Annotated in this window: 17 protein-coding genes; 13 read left to right on the plus strand and 4 right to left on the minus strand. The window is 55.2% G+C overall.

Annotated features, from left to right (window positions below; all coding sequences use genetic code 11):
• Window positions 1-22: 22 nt before the first annotated feature.
• From JN414_RS05220 to JN414_RS05240, 5 genes are all read left to right on the plus strand, one after another.
• Window positions 23-2,359 (plus strand): TonB-dependent receptor, encoded by a 2,337-nt coding sequence (locus tag JN414_RS05220; RefSeq protein WP_202206997.1) that lies wholly within the window; start codon window positions 23-25, stop codon window positions 2,357-2,359.
• An 83-nt stretch (window positions 2,360-2,442) separates the two neighbouring features.
• Complete coding sequence (locus JN414_RS05225; protein WP_202206998.1) at window positions 2,443-3,756, plus strand: cation:dicarboxylate symporter family transporter; 1,314 nt, start codon at window positions 2,443-2,445, stop codon at window positions 3,754-3,756.
• Window positions 3,753-4,796, plus strand: coding sequence for an Ldh family oxidoreductase (locus JN414_RS05230; RefSeq protein WP_202206999.1), 1,044 nt, complete (start codon window positions 3,753-3,755; stop codon window positions 4,794-4,796). The genes JN414_RS05225 and JN414_RS05230 overlap by 4 nt, the downstream gene beginning before the upstream one ends.
• Before the next feature lie 201 nt (window positions 4,797-4,997).
• The gene (locus JN414_RS05235; RefSeq protein ID WP_202207000.1) at window positions 4,998-6,311 is read left to right on the plus strand and encodes an ATP-dependent RecD-like DNA helicase; all 1,314 of its coding nucleotides are present in this window, start codon (window positions 4,998-5,000) and stop codon (window positions 6,309-6,311) included.
• Window positions 6,312-6,374: 63 nt separating this feature from the next.
• Window positions 6,375-6,533, plus strand: coding sequence for a hypothetical protein (locus JN414_RS05240; RefSeq protein WP_167386119.1), 159 nt, complete (start codon window positions 6,375-6,377; stop codon window positions 6,531-6,533).
• Window positions 6,534-6,555: 22 nt separating this feature from the next.
• Here JN414_RS05240 and JN414_RS05245 read toward each other — a convergent pair whose 3' ends face one another.
• Together JN414_RS05245 and JN414_RS05250 are read right to left on the minus strand one after the other, a co-directional pair.
• Window positions 6,556-9,201 carry a 2-oxoglutarate dehydrogenase E1 component gene (locus JN414_RS05245; RefSeq protein ID WP_202207001.1) on the minus strand — a complete coding sequence of 882 codons (2,646 nt, stop codon included), beginning with the start codon at window positions 9,199-9,201 and terminating at the stop codon, window positions 6,556-6,558.
• 84 nt (window positions 9,202-9,285) lie between these two features.
• Entirely contained in the window at window positions 9,286-10,260 is a 975-nt protein-coding gene (locus JN414_RS05250; protein WP_202207002.1) for an alpha/beta hydrolase, read from the minus strand.
• Window positions 10,261-10,464: 204 nt separating this feature from the next.
• Here JN414_RS05250 and JN414_RS05255 point away from each other — a divergent pair, with 204 nt between their 5' ends.
• The 5 genes from JN414_RS05255 to JN414_RS05275 all read left to right on the plus strand — a co-directional run bounded on the left by JN414_RS05255 (window position 10,465) and on the right by JN414_RS05275 (window position 14,652).
• Window positions 10,465-10,782, plus strand: a complete 318-nt coding sequence (locus tag JN414_RS05255; protein WP_202207003.1) for a hypothetical protein — start codon at window positions 10,465-10,467, stop codon at window positions 10,780-10,782.
• Between the two features lie 80 nt (window positions 10,783-10,862).
• Window positions 10,863-11,501, plus strand: coding sequence for a 2OG-Fe(II) oxygenase (locus JN414_RS05260; protein WP_202207004.1), 639 nt, complete (start codon window positions 10,863-10,865; stop codon window positions 11,499-11,501).
• A gap of 26 nt (window positions 11,502-11,527) precedes the next feature.
• Window positions 11,528-12,571 (plus strand): aspartate-semialdehyde dehydrogenase, encoded by a 1,044-nt coding sequence (locus tag JN414_RS05265; protein ID WP_064275290.1) that lies wholly within the window; start codon window positions 11,528-11,530, stop codon window positions 12,569-12,571.
• Between the two features lie 79 nt (window positions 12,572-12,650).
• Window positions 12,651-13,538, plus strand: a complete 888-nt coding sequence (locus tag JN414_RS05270) for an N-acetylmuramic acid 6-phosphate etherase (protein ID WP_202207005.1) — start codon at window positions 12,651-12,653, stop codon at window positions 13,536-13,538.
• A 13-nt stretch (window positions 13,539-13,551) separates the two neighbouring features.
• Window positions 13,552-14,652 carry an anhydro-N-acetylmuramic acid kinase gene (locus tag JN414_RS05275; RefSeq protein ID WP_237389884.1) on the plus strand — a complete coding sequence of 367 codons (1,101 nt, stop codon included), beginning with the start codon at window positions 13,552-13,554 and terminating at the stop codon, window positions 14,650-14,652.
• A gap of 24 nt (window positions 14,653-14,676) precedes the next feature.
• Here JN414_RS05275 and JN414_RS05280 read toward each other — a convergent pair whose 3' ends face one another.
• Window positions 14,677-15,099 (minus strand): host attachment protein, encoded by a 423-nt coding sequence (locus tag JN414_RS05280; protein WP_202207006.1) that lies wholly within the window; start codon window positions 15,097-15,099, stop codon window positions 14,677-14,679.
• Window positions 15,100-15,565: 466 nt separating this feature from the next.
• Here JN414_RS05280 and hemH point away from each other — a divergent pair, with 466 nt between their 5' ends.
• Entirely contained in the window at window positions 15,566-16,597 is a 1,032-nt protein-coding gene (gene hemH / locus JN414_RS05285) for a ferrochelatase (protein ID WP_202207007.1), read from the plus strand.
• Between the two features lie 58 nt (window positions 16,598-16,655).
• On the opposite strand, the gene JN414_RS05290 is transcribed toward hemH, so the two are convergent.
• Window positions 16,656-17,027, minus strand: coding sequence for a hypothetical protein (locus JN414_RS05290; RefSeq protein WP_202207008.1), 372 nt, complete (start codon window positions 17,025-17,027; stop codon window positions 16,656-16,658).
• A 246-nt stretch (window positions 17,028-17,273) separates the two neighbouring features.
• Here JN414_RS05290 and JN414_RS05295 point away from each other — a divergent pair, with 246 nt between their 5' ends.
• Window positions 17,274-17,576: a hypothetical protein gene (locus JN414_RS05295; RefSeq protein WP_237389885.1), complete on the plus strand. Its 303-nt coding sequence runs from the start codon at window positions 17,274-17,276 to the stop codon at window positions 17,574-17,576.
• An 85-nt stretch (window positions 17,577-17,661) separates the two neighbouring features.
• Entirely contained in the window at window positions 17,662-18,999 is a 1,338-nt protein-coding gene (locus tag JN414_RS05300; protein WP_237389886.1) for a glycoside hydrolase family 68 protein, read from the plus strand.
• The last annotated feature ends 29 nt before the right edge of the window (window positions 19,000-19,028 follow it).

Raw genomic sequence — 19,028 nt, forward strand, 5'->3', positions numbered from 1 at the left:
ATCGCTGATCTGGAAATGCCCGATGTCCCCTGTTTCGCCCTGTCGACCCCGTTTTATTCTCTCTCTGCGCGTGACGCTGCTGTCCACCGCTCTTCTGTCTTGTGTTGGAAGCGCTGATGCCGCTGCAGTGGCAGCGAAGCGGAACGTGCATCCGATCGCCAAGCATGGGGCTGGAGCAGCAAGGCATCGTACAGTTGATGCTTCAGCGGCGAGTAATGAGGTCGTTCACGTTAATGCCCGACGCGGTGTGACGGGCGCAGGTCAGCACGAGGCGCATTCTGAAACGGTACTGTCCCGTCAAGAGCTTCAGAACCGCAACGTCCGTCAGTTGACAGACATCGTTCGTGTTGCGCCAAATCTGACTATTCAGCCATCTTTTGGAAGCTCTGCACTGAACTTTGCATTGCGCGGCGTCGGGTTGATGGATTTCACCCAAAACAACACCCCGTCCGTCATGCCGTATGTCGATGGTGTGGCCTATCCGGTGAGTATCATGACGTCGGGTATGCTGTTTGACATGGATGACATTTCTGTCGCGCCTGGTGCATCTGGTTTCACGCATGGACAGTCTACCACCGGGGGTGAGATTAATTTCCATACCGGTGATCCTACCCCTGAGTTTCATGCGGGCCTGACGGAAGACATTGCCAGCTATGGTCGCAATCGGGTCGAGGGGTTTGTCTCCGGGCCAATTTCCAAGTCGGTTTCGTTCCGTTTGGCAGGGCAGTCCATGACGGGGGGCGGCTTCCAGCACAATTCGCTGGGCGAAGGGTACGGCAACTCCAATATCGGAGCGCTTCGCGGCAAGCTTCGCTGGAAAATTGACGCAACATCGACACTGGACATTGGTGGGCACTGGACGACTGACCAGTCCGAGACGTCTTCGGGGCATAATTTCTATAACAGCTACGGCGTTCCTGTGACGTCGGATATCATGCAGACCGAATGGGGACTTGATCCGCGGTTTGCGAAAATTATCGGTATCAACGGAGCCAATCAGAAGCCAAGGGAAGACAATATCTTCTGGGGGGCGAATGTCCGCTATACGAAAGACTTTAGCTGGGGCCGGTTGTGGACGCTGAGCGCTTTTGAAGCCGTTGACGAGCACGAACTGACCAATCAGACGAACTCGGTCGCGTCCTATGGCAATATGTTCCGCAATAACCAGACGAATGTCTTCTCTCAGGAAGTCAAGCTTGAGTCCCGGGATCCGCATGCTCGCTTCCACTGGGAAGTCGGCATGTATTACAGCCGTGCACGGATGGCGCAGAATTTCTGGTATGATTCATCAGACCGGCCTGGGACGACGCCGCTGAATGAGACGTCCTATCGTCAGAATCAGCAGAACTTCAATCAGTATGTTCAACTTTCATATCGCATTCTGCCGAAGCTGACCCTGATCGGAGCGATCAGCCATGAGTCGGACGACCGGCAGATGCTGAATGTTGTCAGTGCTGATTACGATCTGAATACGGGTGCCAGAACGCATGTTCAGAACTTCGGCAATTCAGGGGCACTGACAAATCAGTTCGCTGGACGTGTCGGGGCACAATACCAGTTCAATCCCAGCGTGATGGGCTATGTCATGTTCTCGCGTGGCTTCAAGCCAGGGGGATTTTCGGCCAACATCACCCAGCAGGCCAGCCAGCTAAAGCCGTTCAAGGCCGAGCAGGTTCTGACGTATGAGGGAGGTTTTAAAACGATGCTGTTCAACCGGCGTCTGCGCTTTAATGCAGCCGGTTTCTATTATGATTATCGGGACCAGCAGCTGCTCGGGACCATCCTTGTGCCACCGTACGGTGTGCTGGGCGGCTACGTAAATGCACCGCGCTCCAACATTTATGGCGCTGAGTTCGATATGGAAGCACATCCGTTTCATGGGCTCGTGCTGACACAGAATTTTGGATACCAGAACGGCTCTTACTCTCAGTTCCAGAGCCTGAATCGCAGTGCCACAACCGCCCAGTTTGCCTCAACGGGTGTCTGGTCGCCTGTGAATACGAACTATAATGGCTACAACATGGGGCTGGCCAATCTGACTCTTTCGGGAGCGGCTACCTACACCTGGTCCATGTTCCATGATTACAAGATGACTTTTGACGTCGATTATAATTATCGTGGCGCACAGACACAGCCGCAGCATATCGGAGATGGTGGGTTCTACCGTGCTCCAGCCTACTTCCTTGTGAATTCTTTCCTGACGTTTGCGGCGCCGAAACAGCATTGGTCCGTAACGGTTTACGGGCAAAATCTTGCAGATCGCCGTTACTGGCTTTCTGGCGGGACGCAGGCCACTTTCTATGGTGTCATGCCGGGTCTGCCCCGTTTCGTAGGCGCAAAAATGAACGTAACGTACTGAACGAATAATCAGGGCCTGAACCGGAGCGCAGAACCTCTAGCCGGCGTCAGGTTTTCTGAAGGAACGACGGGAAGAAGGTCTGGATGACGAGCAATACGAGCCTTTCGACAGATGCGAAACGCAGGTTTCGTCCAGGGATTTTCTCTCAGGTTGTGGTTGCAACTCTGATCGGGGTTCTGGTTGGTCTGTTCGCCCCGCATGTTGCAGGGCAATTTCGATGGCTCACCGACCTGTTCCTTCGTCTGATTCTGATGGCGGTCGGCCCACTGCTTTTCTGCATTGTCGTGACGGGTATTACGGGTGCGGGATCGCTAGGTGCTGTGGGACGACTGGGCTTTCGGTCCCTGATTTATTTCGAGGGTATGACCACGCTCGTCCTGCTGCTGTCGGTTGGGGCAGCAATGCTTATCCGGCCCGGGCAAGGACTGACTTTTACGCCTAGTCCTGAGGACGCCCATATCGTGGCATCCTACGCTGCGAACGCTCACCTTCTGCACGGACAGGGTTTTACCGGGTTCATCCTGAGTCTTGTTCCACGGTCTCCGGTTGCGGCTTTCGCCGAAGGGAACATTCTCCAGATCCTGTTTTTCGCCATTCTGACAGGATGTTGCCTGAGCCGGATTGGGGACGCTGGTGCACCTGTTACACGCCTGATTGAAAGTCTTTCGACGCTTTTTTCAAGAATGATGCGCCTGATTATCGCTCTGGCACCGCTAGGAGTTTTCGGGGCCGTTGCGACGACGGTAGCAGAGTACGGACTGGATGCTATCGGTCGGCTTGCGTCGTTCGTTGTGCTCTATTTCGCAGCTATTGCAGTTTTCATCGTTGTGCTTCTGGGGGGCTGTCTTTTGGCGTGCGGTGTTCATCCGTGGCGCTTTGCCCGTTATTTCCGTGAAGAGATCCTTATCGTCACGGCGACGACCAGCTCTGATTCAGTTCTGCCAAGCATCATGGCAAAGCTCGAAGCCATGGGCGTTTCCAGGCAGGTGGTTGGCTTGGTCGTTCCTGCCGGGTATTCGCTCAATCTGGATGCACTATCGATCTATCTTGGCTTTGCTATTGTGTTTCTGGCCGATGTGACTGGTACGCCTCTGACGCTGACGCAAATGCTCTCCATGCTGGCGACGGCACTGATTACGTCCAAAGGGGCTCATGGAGTTCCGGGGATTGCGATCGTCGTTCTGGCTGCCACGTTGGCTGCTGCTCCTTCCATTCCGCTCTCCAGTCTTGTGCTTCTTCTGGCGGTAGACTGGTTTATCGGAATTGCCCGGGCTGTTGGTAACCTTGCAGGAAACTGTGTTGCTCCTGTTGTTATGGCGGCCTGGACTGGGGCGCTGGATCGTGAGCAGGCCCGACATATTCTGGCTCCCCGTGCGAAAATGGAGCTTCAGTCATGAGCAGCATGACAAAGCTTTTGTATTATCCGGAAGCGTTGCTGTCTGAGCGTGTTCACGCGTGTCTGGTGGAAGCCGGAGCGCAGGATGCAGACGCCGAAGCCACGACCCGGGCCTTGCTTCATGCATCTCGTATCGGGGTCGATAGTCATGGTGTTCGGCTGGTAGGCCATTATGTAAGGCTTCTGCGGTCTGGTGGTGTGAATTCCCAGCCTGTTCCTGTCTTCACCCGAACAGGGCCGGCAACTGGGCAGTTGAATGCTGACGGCGGGCTGGCTCATTCTGCGGCCTATCGCGCCATGGATGAAGCTGTGTCGTTAGCTCGGGGCGCTGGAATTGGCGCGGTTGGAGTGCATCATTCCTCGCATTTCGGAGCCGCTGGCGCGTATGTCGTTGAGGCTGCGAGGCAGGGAATGATCGGTTTGATCATGAGTAACTCTGACGCAGCCGTGTCTCTGTTTGGGGGCGCCAAGCCATTTCACGGAACAAACCCTATTGCGATGGCCGCCCCGACCAGTGGTTCTGATCCGTGGCTTATGGACATTGCGACGTCTTCAATTCCATTCAACCGCGTTAAGCTCTATCGCTCTCTTGGCTTGTCGTTACCATCAGGTGTGGCTGCGAGTGATGACGGACTACCCACACGGGATGCACAGTCAGCTGCGTTTCTTCAGCCACTCGGTGGGGAAGAGTTTGGTTTCAAGGGGGCTGCACTGGCTGGGCTTGTTACCATACTGGCAGGCGTTCTGACGGGGGCGGCACTGGACCCGGTTATGGTTGGAACTGATGAAGAGCAGAGCGACCGGAAGCGACAGAATGTTGGTCACTTTGCAATCGCCATAGATCCAGCAAGGTTTATTGGCCAAGCGGCCTATGATCTTGCAATGGGCTCTTATCTTGATCTTTTAAGGAATGACCCGTCCGTTAATTCGCACAATCCTGTTATGGCGCCGGGTGACCGGGAGTGGCAGGAGGCTCGAAAGCGTGCCGAGACAGGGATTCCGGTTGATCCCGATACACAGCGAATTCTCGGTTTGATCTGAGGGCATAATTTATTCCCGAACAATAGCGATCGGCACGTCTTGGTTAAGATGTGCCGTTTTTTTTTTGGTTCGGAGAGGAGGCAGTCAAACCGAAGCACATACACCTCTTCCCATGTCATCAGTTTGCGCTCGTGCTGCTTTTTTCCTGGTCCATTTGTCCTTTTGGTGGAGAAGGGGACGAGATTGTGAGAAGGAGACACCATGGTTGCGCTCACTCCTTCTCAGAAAACGGCTCTCGATGAAATCATCAAGGCGCATGCTGAAAAGCGGCCTACGCATTTACTGACGGGGTATGCCGGGAGCGGTAAGACGACACTGATGCAGGAAGTGGCCAGGCATTTCCTTCGTTTGAATGTTGTGACCGTGATTACGGCGCCGACACACAAGGCCACGGCTGTACTGCGAAGCAAGGTGGACAAGACCGTCGAGTGCCGGACCATCCAGAGCCATTTGAGCCTTCAGCCGTCATCTCAGGGTGGTAAAACCACTCTTGTACGCGCGAAGCGGCCGCAAACCATTCCGGATGGCGTGGTGATTGTGGATGAGTGTTCCATGATTTCGCGTGAGCTGATGGGGTGGATCCGGGATTTGCTCAAATACTGCTTCGTGCTGTTTGTAGGGGATCCAGCGCAGCTTCCGCCGGTGGGGGAAGACGCTTCGCCGTCTTTTTCTGTCCCGTCGACATCGCATCTTGAGACGGTGGTTCGGCAGGCGGCGGGTAATCCCATTCTGGAAGCTGCTACGATCATCAGGCAGAGTCAGGGTGGCGATGTGGACTGGAGCTGGGTTCAGGATGCCCGGAAAGGCTCCTCCGGGCTATTCGTTCCCAAGGATGTGGAAAGCTGGGTTCGCAAGGCCTTCACGTCTGATGCATTTGACGCGGACAATGATAGTTTTCGTTACCTGTGCTGGACGAATGATCGGGTTCATCAAGTGAACCAGATGGTTCGACAATGGCGGTATGGGGAGACGATTGATCGTCCCTTTATGCCGGGGGAGCGTGCCGTCGCGCGCGCGCCTTTTAGTCGACAGAACGAAGACAAGAGCCGACAGCAGATTGCGACCAATGAAGAAGTTCTGGTCATGGATATTCAGGCGTCTCGTTTGTCGTACCGCTTTGACGCCTGTGGATCTCTGGCGGCATGGACAACGGATCTGCCAGCTTGGGAGCTGACTGTGCTCACGCTGGCAGGAGAAGAAATTACTGCGCATCTGGTGCAGGATCCGCGGGATCTTCAGAGTGTGGACCGTCGGCTTGTTCAGGAAGCCAAACAGGAGCGCAAACGCTGGCAGCAACGGTTTGCGTTTCAGAGTGCGCTGCTTAATTTGCAGGCCATTTATGCCATGACGGTGCATACGTCTCAGGGCAGTACGTTCCGGAATGTTTTTGTGGATCTGGGTGACCTCCGACGTCGGGCAGGAGGAAACCCTCTTGAGACCCAGCAGCTTTGTTATGTAGCCCTGACCCGCGCGACGGATATGGTCTTTCTCGTCAATACTGGCTCTGCGAACTGAAAACTGACGGTTGATTTACTGAGATTTCCGTTGGTGAGCTCGAACGAAACAAGGAATAGGGCGATGCGGGTAAAAGTTGGTCTGGCTCTGGCACTTCTGGTGGCTTTGGCTGCTTGCGGGCCGGATTATGGTGGGCAAGGCTCACGCCAATATCGGGGAGATGGGTTCGGTAATACGGGTTCAGGTCGAAGCAGCTATGGATATCAAGGCGGCCCAACCTGAAAAGCGTTTGCTGGCCTGAGCGTCAGGCCAGCGCGTCCTGCACCAGTTTTTCCTGCTGCGCCGCATGTGCACCAGGAAGACCGGTTGCAGGAGAGGCAGCACTTTCGCGGCCCACATAATCGGGGCGCTGTACCTTGTGACCGCACTCTCGAAGAGCGCGCTCGATCCGACGATCAACGAAAATCCAGGCACCATTATTCTGGGGCTCTTCCTGACACCAGACAATCTGTTCAGCATCCGGATAAAGCTCCAGTTGCTGGATCAGGGCGTGATGAGGGAACGGATAGAGCTGCTCCAGTCGGATGATGGCCACGTCCGTGCATGACTTCCGCGCCCGCTCGGCAGTCAGGTCATAGAAGACCTTACCGGAACACAGGATAATTTTTCTAGGATTGGTAATGGTTTGCGGGTCCGCCAGGACTGGCTGGAAACGCGTGTGTGGCCCCATCTCAGCAAGCGCAGAAACGGCTTCTTTATGGCGAAGCAGAGACTTGGGCGTGAAGATGATCAGCGGCTTGCGGCAGCGGCGCGCGATCTGGCGGCGCAGAGCATGGAAATAATTGGCCGGGCTTGTGATGTTGCAGACGCGCAGATTGTTTTCTGCACACAACTGAAGAATGCGCTCTGGTCGGGCAGATGAATGTTCAGGTCCGCCACCTTCATATCCATGAGGAAGAAGGAGCGTCAGGCTGGATGTACGAAGCCACTTGGTTTCCCCTGAGGCGATGAACTGATCCAGAATGACCTGTGCACCGTTGGCGAAGTCTCCGAACTGGGCTTCCCAGAGAACCAGTGTGTCCGGGTCGCCGAGGGAATAGCCGTATTCGAAGCCTAGCACCCCGAACTCGGAGAGGGGGGAATTCCAGAGGTGCAGCGGGGCCTGATGGGGGGCGATATGGGCGAGGAGCGTTTCTTCCCGTCCCGTTTCCTGATCAAACAGGACAGCATGACGCTGGCTGAAAGTGCCGCGTCGGCTATCCTGACCTGACAGGCGCACAGGATGCCCGTCCATTGAGAGCGTGCCAAACGCAAGGGCTTCGGCTGTGGCCCAATCGAGAGGGCCACCCTCCGCGACGGCCTTACCGCGGGCGATAATCTGCCGTGCAAGGCGGGGGTGAACGTTCAGGCCCTCTGGAATAGTGCCGATGGCCTCCCCGATCATGCGCAGACGTTCCATCGGAACGCCGGTCATGGGTTGGATGCGTTCAGGTTCATCCTGGAGGCGGGTCGAATCCTGCGGTCCGTCCAGCCAGTCAGTTGCGTTTGGACGGTAATGCTCGGAGGCTGAGAATTGTTCTTCCAGTCGTCTCTGGAAGTGCTGCCACATCTCTTCAACCTGATCCGACGTCAGAATGCCTTTACGGACTAGGGTATCGGCATAGAGACGACGCGTCGTGGGTCGGGACTGGATGGCATGGACCATGGCAGGCTGGGTGAAGGCGGGTTCGTCGGTTTCATTGTGGCCATGGCGACGATAGCAGACGACATCCAGTACGACGTCCGCATGAAAATCGCGGCGCCATTCATGTGCCAGCAGGGCCGCCCGCGCGACAGCGTCCGGGTCATCGCCATTGACATGCAGGATGGGAGCCTGAACGGATTTTGCGATATCCGTATTGTAGATGCCGGAATGGGCGTCTGACTGGACTGTCGTGAAGCCGATCTGATTGTTGATGATAACGTGGACGGTTCCGCCTGTGCGGTAGCCTTCAAGCTTGGAAAGGCCCAGCGTTTCATAAACAACGCCCTGCCCGGCGAACGCAGCGTCGCCATGAACAAGAATGCCGAGGTGGCGATTGCGATTTTTGTCTTTCTCGCGATCCTGGTCAGCGCGGACGCGACCGAGCACAACAGGGTCCACGGCTTCCAGGTGAGACGGATTGGGCAGGAGCGAGATACGCAGTGTGTGGCCTGCGTGTTCCATCGTGGTAGAGGTGCCGAGATGGTATTTAACGTCGCCAGACCCCTGGATGTCATCTGGTTTGAAGGATGTGCCCGCGAATTCACTGAAGATTGCCGCAAAGGGCTTCCGCAGAATATTGGCCATGACGTTTAGTCGGCCACGATGTGGCATACCTAGGGACACAGATTTTGCACCATCGCGTGCGGCAGCATCGATCAGGGTCCGAAGGGCGACAATAACACTCTCTCCACCTTCCAGTCCGAAACGGCGCATTCCCATGAAGCGCTTCTGACAGAATCCTTCAAACCCTTCCGCACGCGTCAGGGCCAGAAGGATCCGTTCCGGTTCCATCGCGGGTGTCGAGGAGGGGGTCTCAAGCCGGTCAATCCACCACTGTCTCTGTTGTGGATCCTGAATGTGCATGAATTCAGCGCTTAGGGTGCCAGAGTAGGCACGGCGCAAACGAGCGAGCAGATCCCGGTCTGCGTCGGGTGGGCTGAGTTCCGGGATGTGTGGAGTTGGGGCGAGGCCCAGCGGGTCCAGACGTGCGAGTGCATGGCCGCGCAGACGGTAGGCATTTTTCAAAGTCTCAGCGCTACTATCCGACGTATCAGTTAGTGGACGTTCAGCACCAAGGGTTTCGAACAGTGCGGCGAACGCTGGGTCCACAGACGCAGGGTCGGTCTGCCAGCGGGCATGAAGCTCGGCCAGATAGACAGTGTTTGCGCCATTAATGGCATCGCGGTCGTCGCGGTGATCGCCCATGAAAAATCAGTCTCCAGTCACAGGGGCGCGAACTCTAGCCCATCAGAGCATGTGGGGGAACGCATTTGGATAATGCATTCCGTGTCAGTCTCTAGATGGGGTGAAGAACCGCTTCATGGAAGTCACTCGTTTGTCGAGAGTGCGTTTTGCCACAGGAGTTTCCGTCACATCAAAGGCGTGAAAGGCTCCGGAGACGATTTCCAGTTCCACGGATACGCCGCTTCGGATCAGTCGTTGGGCGTAAAGCAGGTCTTCTTCAAGAAACAGATCCAATGAGCCGATCGTCATAATGACAGGGGGCAGCCCTGAGAGATCGCTGGCGCGGGAGGGCGCGGCATAGGGAGAAATATCGTCAGTGCCGGGCAGAGCGGGAGTGAGCAGAATCTCCCAAGCGTAAGTGTTACTGGCGCGTGTCCAGACGAATTCGCCTGCAACAGGGGAGGGGTTTGCCTCGTCGTTGATCGTCCGGTCATCCAGCATGGGGTAGATTAGGTTCTGGAAGAGGATGGCTGGCCCGTTGCGGTCTCTGGCCAGGAGGCAGATGGCGGCCGCAAGGTTTCCGCCTGCGCTTTCTCCAGTAACGGCGATCTGATCGCGGCGGATATTCAGGGTGTCAGCATTGTCATGGATCCAGCAGAGGGTCGCGTAGGCATCCTCGATGCCGCCTGGGAAAGGTGTTTCCGGTGTGAGGCGGTAATCCGGGGAAATGACAAGGCAGCTCAGATCCTGGGCGAAGCGGCAGAGTTCGCCGGTGTTCTGTTCGGGACGTCCAGCGCAGTGACCTCCCCCATGGAAGTGCAGCAGAACTGGACGCGGGGTGGAACTCTTTTCTTGAGGTTGGATGGTTAGGAGGCGGATGGTCCGGTCGTCGTCTTGGGGAGCGGGGATGTGTCGTTGTTCAATGGTGACCTGAAAATCTTCGGCTTTCTGAAAAGCCTGTGCAGCACGGTTTTCAAGGGCGTTTCGTAGATCCGGAAGTGTTTCTGCCGACAGGTCAGTAGCGGGGAACTGGTTGAGAGTAGGAAGGAGTTCCGGAAGGACAAGCGGCGCTGTGTTCATGAGGACAGTCCTGGAAAGATGAGAAACCTAATCTGTGGTGGCTTCAACGTCTGCCTGAAGAGGAGGTTTAAGGGACCATGTTTTCAGGTGAAGCAAAGTTTGCCATAAAATTGCCGCAACTTTTAAGCGCCGCGTAGCGTCATAGACACAGTGCCTTCTGGCAGTTTCTCGAAATTGCGAAGGACGTGTCGAGGAGTTCAGCTCATGCGTGCTCTGCTTGTCTGTCTTTTTTTAGCTGTTACAGCTTTGATAACGCCTGATGCCTCCGCTCAGGGGCCGGAAAGCGGTATGTTGTCCGTACGGATGAGACTTGCTGAAGATGCAGGGATGTCTGGTGTGGACAGGCGATTGATTGTCTGTCGGATCAATCCGCGCCTGTTGCATACGGTCTGGGTTCCGAACGTGAAGGAACCGCGCCAGCCGCAGCTTTGCACGGGTGGAGCTAACCGGCTTGGGGCAGGATATGTCCGCTATCTGTCAACCAGTCGCGTTTCCAAATCGCAGAAACCACTTCGTGGGTAAGTTTCTTTCGTCGGAGTTGGCGCTGGCATATGTGGAATAGGTCTTGCCGGGCCGTTGGGGCAGGGCTAGCCTCGATCACTATGTCCGACATTTCTCTCGATTATGATGCTTTGGCGCATACGCCGATTGCGGAGAAGCCTTTCCCGCATGTGGTTGTGCCGCATTTCATCAGCAATGATGATCTTCAGTCCATTGTGGCTAATCTGCCGGAGATGCAGTCCGGCGGGTCGTTCCCACCAGAGGCATTGAATCTGACGCCTCGTGTGAGAGGCATGATCGAGGAATTGCAGGGGCCTTTGCTTAAGGACCTGATAGCGGAGAAGTTTGGCCTGGACCTGGCGGATGCACCGACCATGCTGACGGTTCGTGGTCGGACGCGTGAAAAAGACGGACGTATTCACCGGGATTCTGAAGCCAAGCTGGTGACTGTGCTGTTGTACCTCAATCCGCGTGGAGAAGACTGGTCTTCCCGGGATGGGTGCCTGCGTCTGCTGAATGGCCCGGATGATGTCGAGGACTATGACGTCGAGGTCACGCCTGCTGAGGGAACGCTGCTGGTGTTTCCCAATGGTCCTACAACGTGGCACGGACATCGGCAGTTTGTCGGGACGCGGTATGCGATCCAGCTCAATTATATGGCAACGGGCCGGAAGGCTCGGTACGAACTGGGGCGGCATCGTCTTTCGGCGCTGGTCAAGCGCCTGCCTTTCGTAGGCTGATTTTTTACAAGGGAACGGAAAACATCATGGGTTATCGGGTTGCGGTTGCGGGCGCCACGGGAGCGGTGGGGCGCGAGCTGCTGCGGATTCTGGCAGAGCGTAATTTCCCTGTGGACGAGGTTGTGGCATTGGCGTCGCCGCGCTCTGTCGGCCGGGAAATTTCCTTTGGCGACAAGGCAGTGCTGAAGGTTCAAAACCTTGAGACGTTTGATTTCAAGGGGTGGGATCTGGCGCTGTTTTCGCCGGGCGGAGAAGTATCGGCGATTTATGCGCCGAAGGCTGCTGCTGCGGGTTGTGTCGTGATCGACAACACGTCCCATTTCCGTATGGAGCCTGGTATTCCTCTGGTGGTGCCAGAGGTGAATGCGTCTGCGCTGAAAAAGGCGCGTCGTGGCATCATCGCCAACCCGAACTGCTCCACGGCGCAGATGCTTGTAGCGCTGAAGCCGCTTCATGATCTGTTCAAGATCAAGCGGATTGTCGTCTCGACCTACCAGGCCGTTTCCGGTGCGGGCAAAGACGGAATGGACGAACTGTTTGGGCAGACCAAGGGCACCTTCGTGAACGACCCGCCGACGGTGGCTCAGTTTACCAAGCAGATCGCCTTTAACGTCATTCCGCACATTGATCGTTTCATGGAAGATGGAGCGACCAAGGAAGAGTGGAAAATGGCGGTTGAAACCCGCAAGATTCTGGATCCGGACATTCAGGTTCTGGCGACCTGTGTCCGTGTTCCGGTTTTCATCGGCCACTCCGAAGCGATCAGCATTGAGTGCGAGAAGCCGATTGACCTGAAGAAAGCTCGTGAGGCTCTGCGCAAGGCTCCCGGCGTCATTCTGCGCGATGTACGTGAAGACGGCGGCTATGTGACGCCGATTGAATGTGTCGGGGAGGATGCAACGTATGTGTCTCGCCTGCGCATTGATCCGACAGTCGAGAATGGTCTGGCACTCTGGTGTGTCTCGGACAATCTTCGCAAGGGTGCAGCACTAAATGCCGTGCAGATTGCGGAAAGTCTGGTTGAACAGGGTCTTTTGAAGAACGGAGCCTTGTTTCCTGTAAAGGAATAAGGGAGTTTTCTGAAGTTCTGGCGCGTCTGAAGGGAAACTTTCAGACGCGTTTTTTATGTCGAGATGAAAAGGGTCATTCGTGACTGTTCCCCGCACAGAAACGGTTCTTGAAGCCAATCAGACTATTGAACTTCTGCCTTTGAATTCGCTTCTGGGGCGGCTGTTGGACTCTCAGAAAGAGGCTTTAGAGCGGGTCGGAGAGGCACTCCCGTCCATTGAAGCCGCAGTTGAGGCGAGTGTGCCCCGTCTTCAGGGTGGCGGTCGGTTGATTTATGCTGGGGCTGGAACGTCTGGTCGTATCGGGGTTCAGGATGGGGTGGAACTGACACCAACGTTTGGACTGCCGCCTGAGAGGCTGGTTTTGTTGCTTGCTGGTGGGGCTGGTGCAGGGACGCAGGCTGTCGAAGGTGCAGAAGACAGGGAAGATCAGGCGCGCGTTGATCTTGGAGCATATGGGCCAACGGCGCACGACGTGGTCATTGGTGTCGCGGCGAGTGGCAATACGCCTTACACCTGTGCTGTTGTTGAAGCCGGGCGTGAGGTCGGGGCTTTGACAATTGGGGTGAGTGGAAACGCGCATTCGCGTCTTCTACGCAGTGCTGAAATCGGGATCAGTATTCCGACGGGCGCTGAAGTGCTGGCTGGCTCCACGCGGATGGCAGCAGGGACGGCCCAGAAGGTTGCGCTTAACCTGTTTTCTACCGCTTTGATGACACGCCTTGGGCATGTCTATCGCGGGCGTATGGTCGACATGCGAATTAGCAATGACAAGTTGCAGTTGCGTGCCGAGCGTATGGTGTTCGAACTTGCTGGGGGAACGGACGAGGAAGTTCGTGACGCGTTGCGGTTGGTTGGCGGTAATGTAAAGCGGGCAGTTCTTGTGAGAAAGGGTGTGTCTGTCGAGAAGATTGAGACACTTCTTCAGGCGCATAACGGCAATCTGCATACGGTTCTGGCCTCTCTCTGAAGGTAAAAACCTGATGTCTTTCGAGAATATGCAGTGGGCCATTGGTCTCATGAGCGGCACGTCTCTTGATGGGGTGGATGCGGCTCTGGTGCAGACGGATGGGGAGCGGATTGCTCAGTATGGGCCAGCCGTGACGGTTCCCTACGACTCTGCTTTGCGGGCTCGGCTGCGCCATTTGCTGGATCATGCTGCACATCTGGCAGAAGATGATCCGGATATTCTGGCTGCCGAACGGGACGTAACGCTACGGCATGTGGATGCTGTTCGGGAGCTTATGACGCTGGCTCCAGATATTCGCCCTGATATCATTGGTTTTCATGGGCAAACTGTCCTGCATCAGCCCGAAAAAGGGCGAAGCTGGCAGATTGGTGATGGAGCGCTTCTTCAGGCGGAGTGTGGCGTCCCGGTTGTTTATGATTTCCGTGCACGGGATCTGGAATGTGGTGGTGAGGGTGCGCCATTGGTGCCAGTCCTGCATGCCGCGCTTTTGGAAAGTGAGACGCAGTCTGTTGCTGTTCTGAATATTGGTGGCGTGGCAAATGTCACCTTGCTCGGGCCGAATACAGAGGGGCAGCGTCAGGTCTGGGCGTGCGATACCGGGCCGGGAAATGCTCTTCTGGACGACTGGGCAGAACGACATACTGGCGTTGCGTGTGACGTCGATGGCGCGTTAGCGAAAAAAGGGATGGTAGACAGAGCTACTTTAGAAAGCTTGCTGGCAATGCCGTATTTTCAGCGTGAAATGCCAAAGTCGTTGGACCGTTTGAGCTTTCACGCTTCTGCCATGCAGGCCGTTGAAACGCTTTCTGCTGAAGACGGCGCGGCGACACTGCTGGAGTTTACGGTTGAAGCGATCGCTCGAACACCCATGCCAGTCAAACCCGCTAAGTGGTTTGTCGCTGGAGGGGGACGCCACAATCCAGTTTTGATGGAGCGTTTGCGCTCACGTTTGGGATGTCTCGGGTCCGTCGATGATCTTGGATGGGACGGAGACGCACTTGAGGCTCAGTGCTTTGCGCTTCTGGCCGTTCGTTATGTACGTGACTTTCCTTCGTCGTGGCCACAGACGACTGGGACGGAAAAGCCTTGTGTGGCAGGCCGATCAGCACGCTGAGCGGTCTGCCTGTTCGATCAGATTTCAGACTGATGCAAGTTCTGACCAGCCGGTTTCCGGACGGTCCAGATGCTTCAGAAGTTCATGATCCGGGGTGTTCGTCAGATCTTTTGTCAGGCTTTTGAAAAGCTTCTTGGAGGTTGGTTTGTCCAGGTTCTCACGGATGTCGTGAAGAGACTGAGCCGACGCAACAAGGAAGATCCCTTCGACATTGCTATCCTGTGCAGCCTTGTTGATGTGAGCCGCCAGATCTTTCGCGAAGTGCGTCTTGAGCTGCTCCTTGGGGCTTGTATGAGCAGCCTTGAGCGAACCTACATCCTTGGCTGCGTCTGAGCCCTTATGGATATCGAAGTTTTCAATGGTTCTGAGCTGTGAGCCTTCCAGACGAAGGAAACGAGCCTTTTCACCATCAGCGACGACGTAGATGACGGGGTCTTGGGTTGCCATTGTATCAGATCCTTTCCCGATCAATCAGATTGGTCAGGATCTAAACGTGGGCGGAGCGCTGGGGTTGCCCTTCCAGAAGGGCTCACCTCGATTCTTCAAGGCTTAGGATCATGATAAAAAAGGATATTTTTCAGTGGAGGTTATTTTTTTGACGTTTGGATGAATTTTTCTCTTGAATACCGACGGCGATATGATCACTCTCAGTATTGAGCCCACGGAAAACTTTCCCAGAGGGTTCAAGGAGGCAAATATGGCTCTGATGAATACTTTCATGCCGTATATCGGATCGATCGGTGCTGTAATGGCGGTGATCTTTTACAATGCTTCCCGTCGGGTTGAGCAGCCGAGTCTTTCCTATGCACGTGTAAAGCGCCGACGATAGCGTCCCGAAAGGGACGCGTATCCCTCGGTTAAGGTGTTTTTTCTCTTTCGCCATTTGTAGCCCTGTTTCACACTGAAGGGTACTATGGCCTTTCTTTTCAAAAAACCACGTCATGCCTCTCCTCCTCAGGGACGGACAGGCATCCTGCTTCTCAATCTCGGTACACCTGATGACACCAGCTATTTGGCGGTGCGTCGGTACCTGAGTGAGTTTCTCTCCGATCGGCGCGTTATCGAAAGTTCGCCGCTGATTTGGCAGCCCATCCTGCAGGGCATCATCCTCACCAAACGACCTTTCGCCAGCGGTGCAAACTATGCACGAATCTGGGATCGGGACGAGAATGCCTCTCCATTGCGGGTCTATACCCAGCGTCAGGCTGAAAAGCTTCGCCTTCGTCTGAAAGCAGACGGTGTCCCTGTTGAGTGGGGCATGCGCTATGGCCGCCCCTCTGTTGCACAGGCTGTTGAAAGCCTGATGGACCAAGGATGTGACCGTATCGTCAGTATTCCGCTATATCCGCAATACTCTTCAGCAACGACCGCCACGGCTAACGATCAGCTTTTCCGGGCATTGATGAGGCTGAGAAAGCAACCAGCTGTTCTGACGGTCCCGTCTTTTCCAGACCATCCGGCCTTTGTGCGGGCGTTGGAAACATCTGTGTTGAAGACGCTGGAAAGCCTTTCCTTCAAGCCACAACGAATTGTGGCGTCGTTTCATGGATTGCCAAAAGTCTGCATTGAAAAGGGCGACTCGTATCAGGACGAATGTGTTCGTACGATCGTTGCCTTGCGTCAGCCGTTAGGGCTTTCTGAAGAGCAGATGCCGCTGACGTTCCAGTCGCGCTTCGGGCCGCTTGAATGGATTCAGCCTTATACGGCCCCTTATGTAAGTGCTCTCCCGAAGCAGGGCATCACGAAAATTGCAGTTATCATGCCGGGCTTTATGGCGGACTGTATTGAAACGCTGGATGAAATTGGGAATGAGCTTCGAGAAGAGTTCATGGAAGCGGGCGGCGAAGAGTTTGCGCTTGTGCCCTGTCTGAATGATTCAGACGAGTCGATTGACCTTCTGGAGGCATTGTCTCGTACAGCCCTAAGAGGGTTTGGAGTGGCTTGAGACTGTTTCGATACTTATGAAAAAGGCCCGGCTGGTAACAGCCGGGCCTTTTTTGTTTTTAGTGCTGCGGCCCCTGAGGAGCTGGCGCATTCGTGCCTGGCTCGGGGTGTTCTGCGTCGTACCACTGAGCCTTCTGGTTCACGGACGTCGCATCGTGGTGGCTCTGCCACCAGCCACCGGTATTCGGGGCAGCTGGATGCTCTTTATCCCACAGAGCAGCCTTTTCGCGCAGATCCTTGCGATACAGATGGCGGCGATACATGCCAGCGGCGCACCCACCAACGGCGCCAATAACACCATGGTGGTTGGCCAGATGTCCGCCTACGGCACCGGCAGCACCATACTTGATGCAGCCGCCCGGTTCGGCGAGGGCCGGGGTAGCGGTGAGAAGGGCGGCCAGAGCCAGAGCAGAACGCATTGAGCGTGTCATGGAAGTTTCGTCTCTCTTATCGGTCTCTTGGGAGAAAGAGACTTTCTGAATGTCGAAACTAGGTATGTGGGGGGAAGGTTTCAACTCTCTGGCGAGCAGAGATGGTTTTTTAGGGTTGTGTTGCGGCCAGGTTTTTCATATAACTGTGGCATTGAGCCATAAATCGCTAAGCAGATGGCTCAATCATCAATATTAAAAAATGATTTTTAGAAGAGGCTGACTCCATTAGGGGCAGCCTCTTTTTTTATGAGCCTATTAGGATTTCAGGCTGTGGATATTTCGGGTTTTGATCTTTCGGGTCTGCTTGCTGACATTCCGGCCCGCTATGAACTTTGGGTGGCTCTGCTGATTATTGGCTGCAAGCTGGTAACGGTTTTCTTGCCTCCTCCACAAAATACATCACGGTTCGGCGGAATTTACCGCGTCATTACCCTTCTGGGGCTGAACTTTGGTTGGGCTGCCAATCGTCTCGAGCGGCAGGTCGGCAAGGTTACTTCAGCTTCTGGAAGTGGAGAAAGTGTGAAGAAGGGCGTTTCTCCTAAAGCGTAAAATACTCTGGCTCCTGAATTACTAGGAATTTTTTCCTGAGAGCCAGGAATTTTTAAATACTTATTCAGTATGGATCAGTAAAATTATGAATGCTATTTCCTCCCAGTCTCTGGTGCAGGCCAATTTTTCGCGTCCTGTTCCTGCCAAATATCCTGTTTCTCGCTGGACGATTGCGGATGCGCTGAAGGTTCGTACAGACGATCCGACGACGACCATGCCGCTGATCGATTACCAGTTTCCACTTATGTCCAATGACGTGATGATCTGGGACAGTGGAGCGCTGCGTGACATGCACATGCGTACCGTCACGTTCAAAGGCTGGTTCGTCCTGTGGTCGCTTGCCGTGGACAAGATCGACAAGACCAACGCCAAGATTTACGACGAATGGCACTCCCGCAATGACCGCGCTTATATCGGGTACTGGTATAGCCGCGATGGGGTGGAGTGGACCTGGGGCGGCCGACTGTTCCAGACCTCTGCCGATCTGCGCCCGTGGGAATGGTCCGGTTCTCTGGTGATGCGTGAGGGCACCGAGAATAAGGTGGACATGTTCTACACGTCCGTCGGCGCGCCTGATGGCAATTCTGTTCCGGCGGTCAGTTCCGGCACTATCCATGCGGACGACAAGGGTGTCTGGTTCGAGGGCTTCGCCACGAGCACGGAAATGTTCAAGGCGGATGGTGTTCATTACGCCAATGCGTCTGAAGATCCATACTTTGATTTCCGTGATCCGCAGCCGTTCATCAATCCGGGCGATGGCCAGCTTTATACGCTGTTTGAGGGTAACGTCCCGGGTGCGCGCGGCCAGTTTGTTATCGGCACGGATGAAATGGGTGCTGTTCCGCCAGGATATGCGGTGGATGCTGGCGCACAATATGGTGCAGCAGCGATCGGTCTGGCCCGGTGTGTCTCCGGCTGGCGCAAGGGGGATTATTCCCGGTGGGAACTGATGCCTGCTCTGGTAACGGCTCTTGGCGTGAACGATCAGACCGAACGTCCCCATTTCGTTTTCAAGGACGGTCTGACCTATCTGTTCACGATCAGCCATCATTCCACGTACACGGGCAAGAGCACGGGGCCTGATGGCGTTTATGGCTTTGTGTCCGAGAAGGGTATTTTTGGCCCATACAAGCCCCTGAATAGCTCAGGGCTTGTACTCGGTAATCCATCTTCGCAGCCGTATTCGACGTATTCGCACTTTGTGGATGCAGAGGGCTATGTTCAGTCCTTTATCGATACCATTCCGGCTGCCGGTCAGAATGCGGAAAATCCGGATACTTACCGGATTGGTGGTACGCTGGCACCGACGGTTCGTCTGGTTCTGGACGGTGATCGGACATTTCTGACAGAAGTCCATGATTACGCGCAGGTTTTTGCCCAAGCTTCGTGGCCGGCCTCTCTGGCGTATGACGTCAGAGCCTGATTGTCAGAGGCTCAGGTTAAAAAGACCTG

The organism is Gluconobacter sp. Gdi (assembly GCF_014132155.1).
Lineage (GTDB): Bacteria > Pseudomonadota > Alphaproteobacteria > Acetobacterales > Acetobacteraceae > Gluconobacter.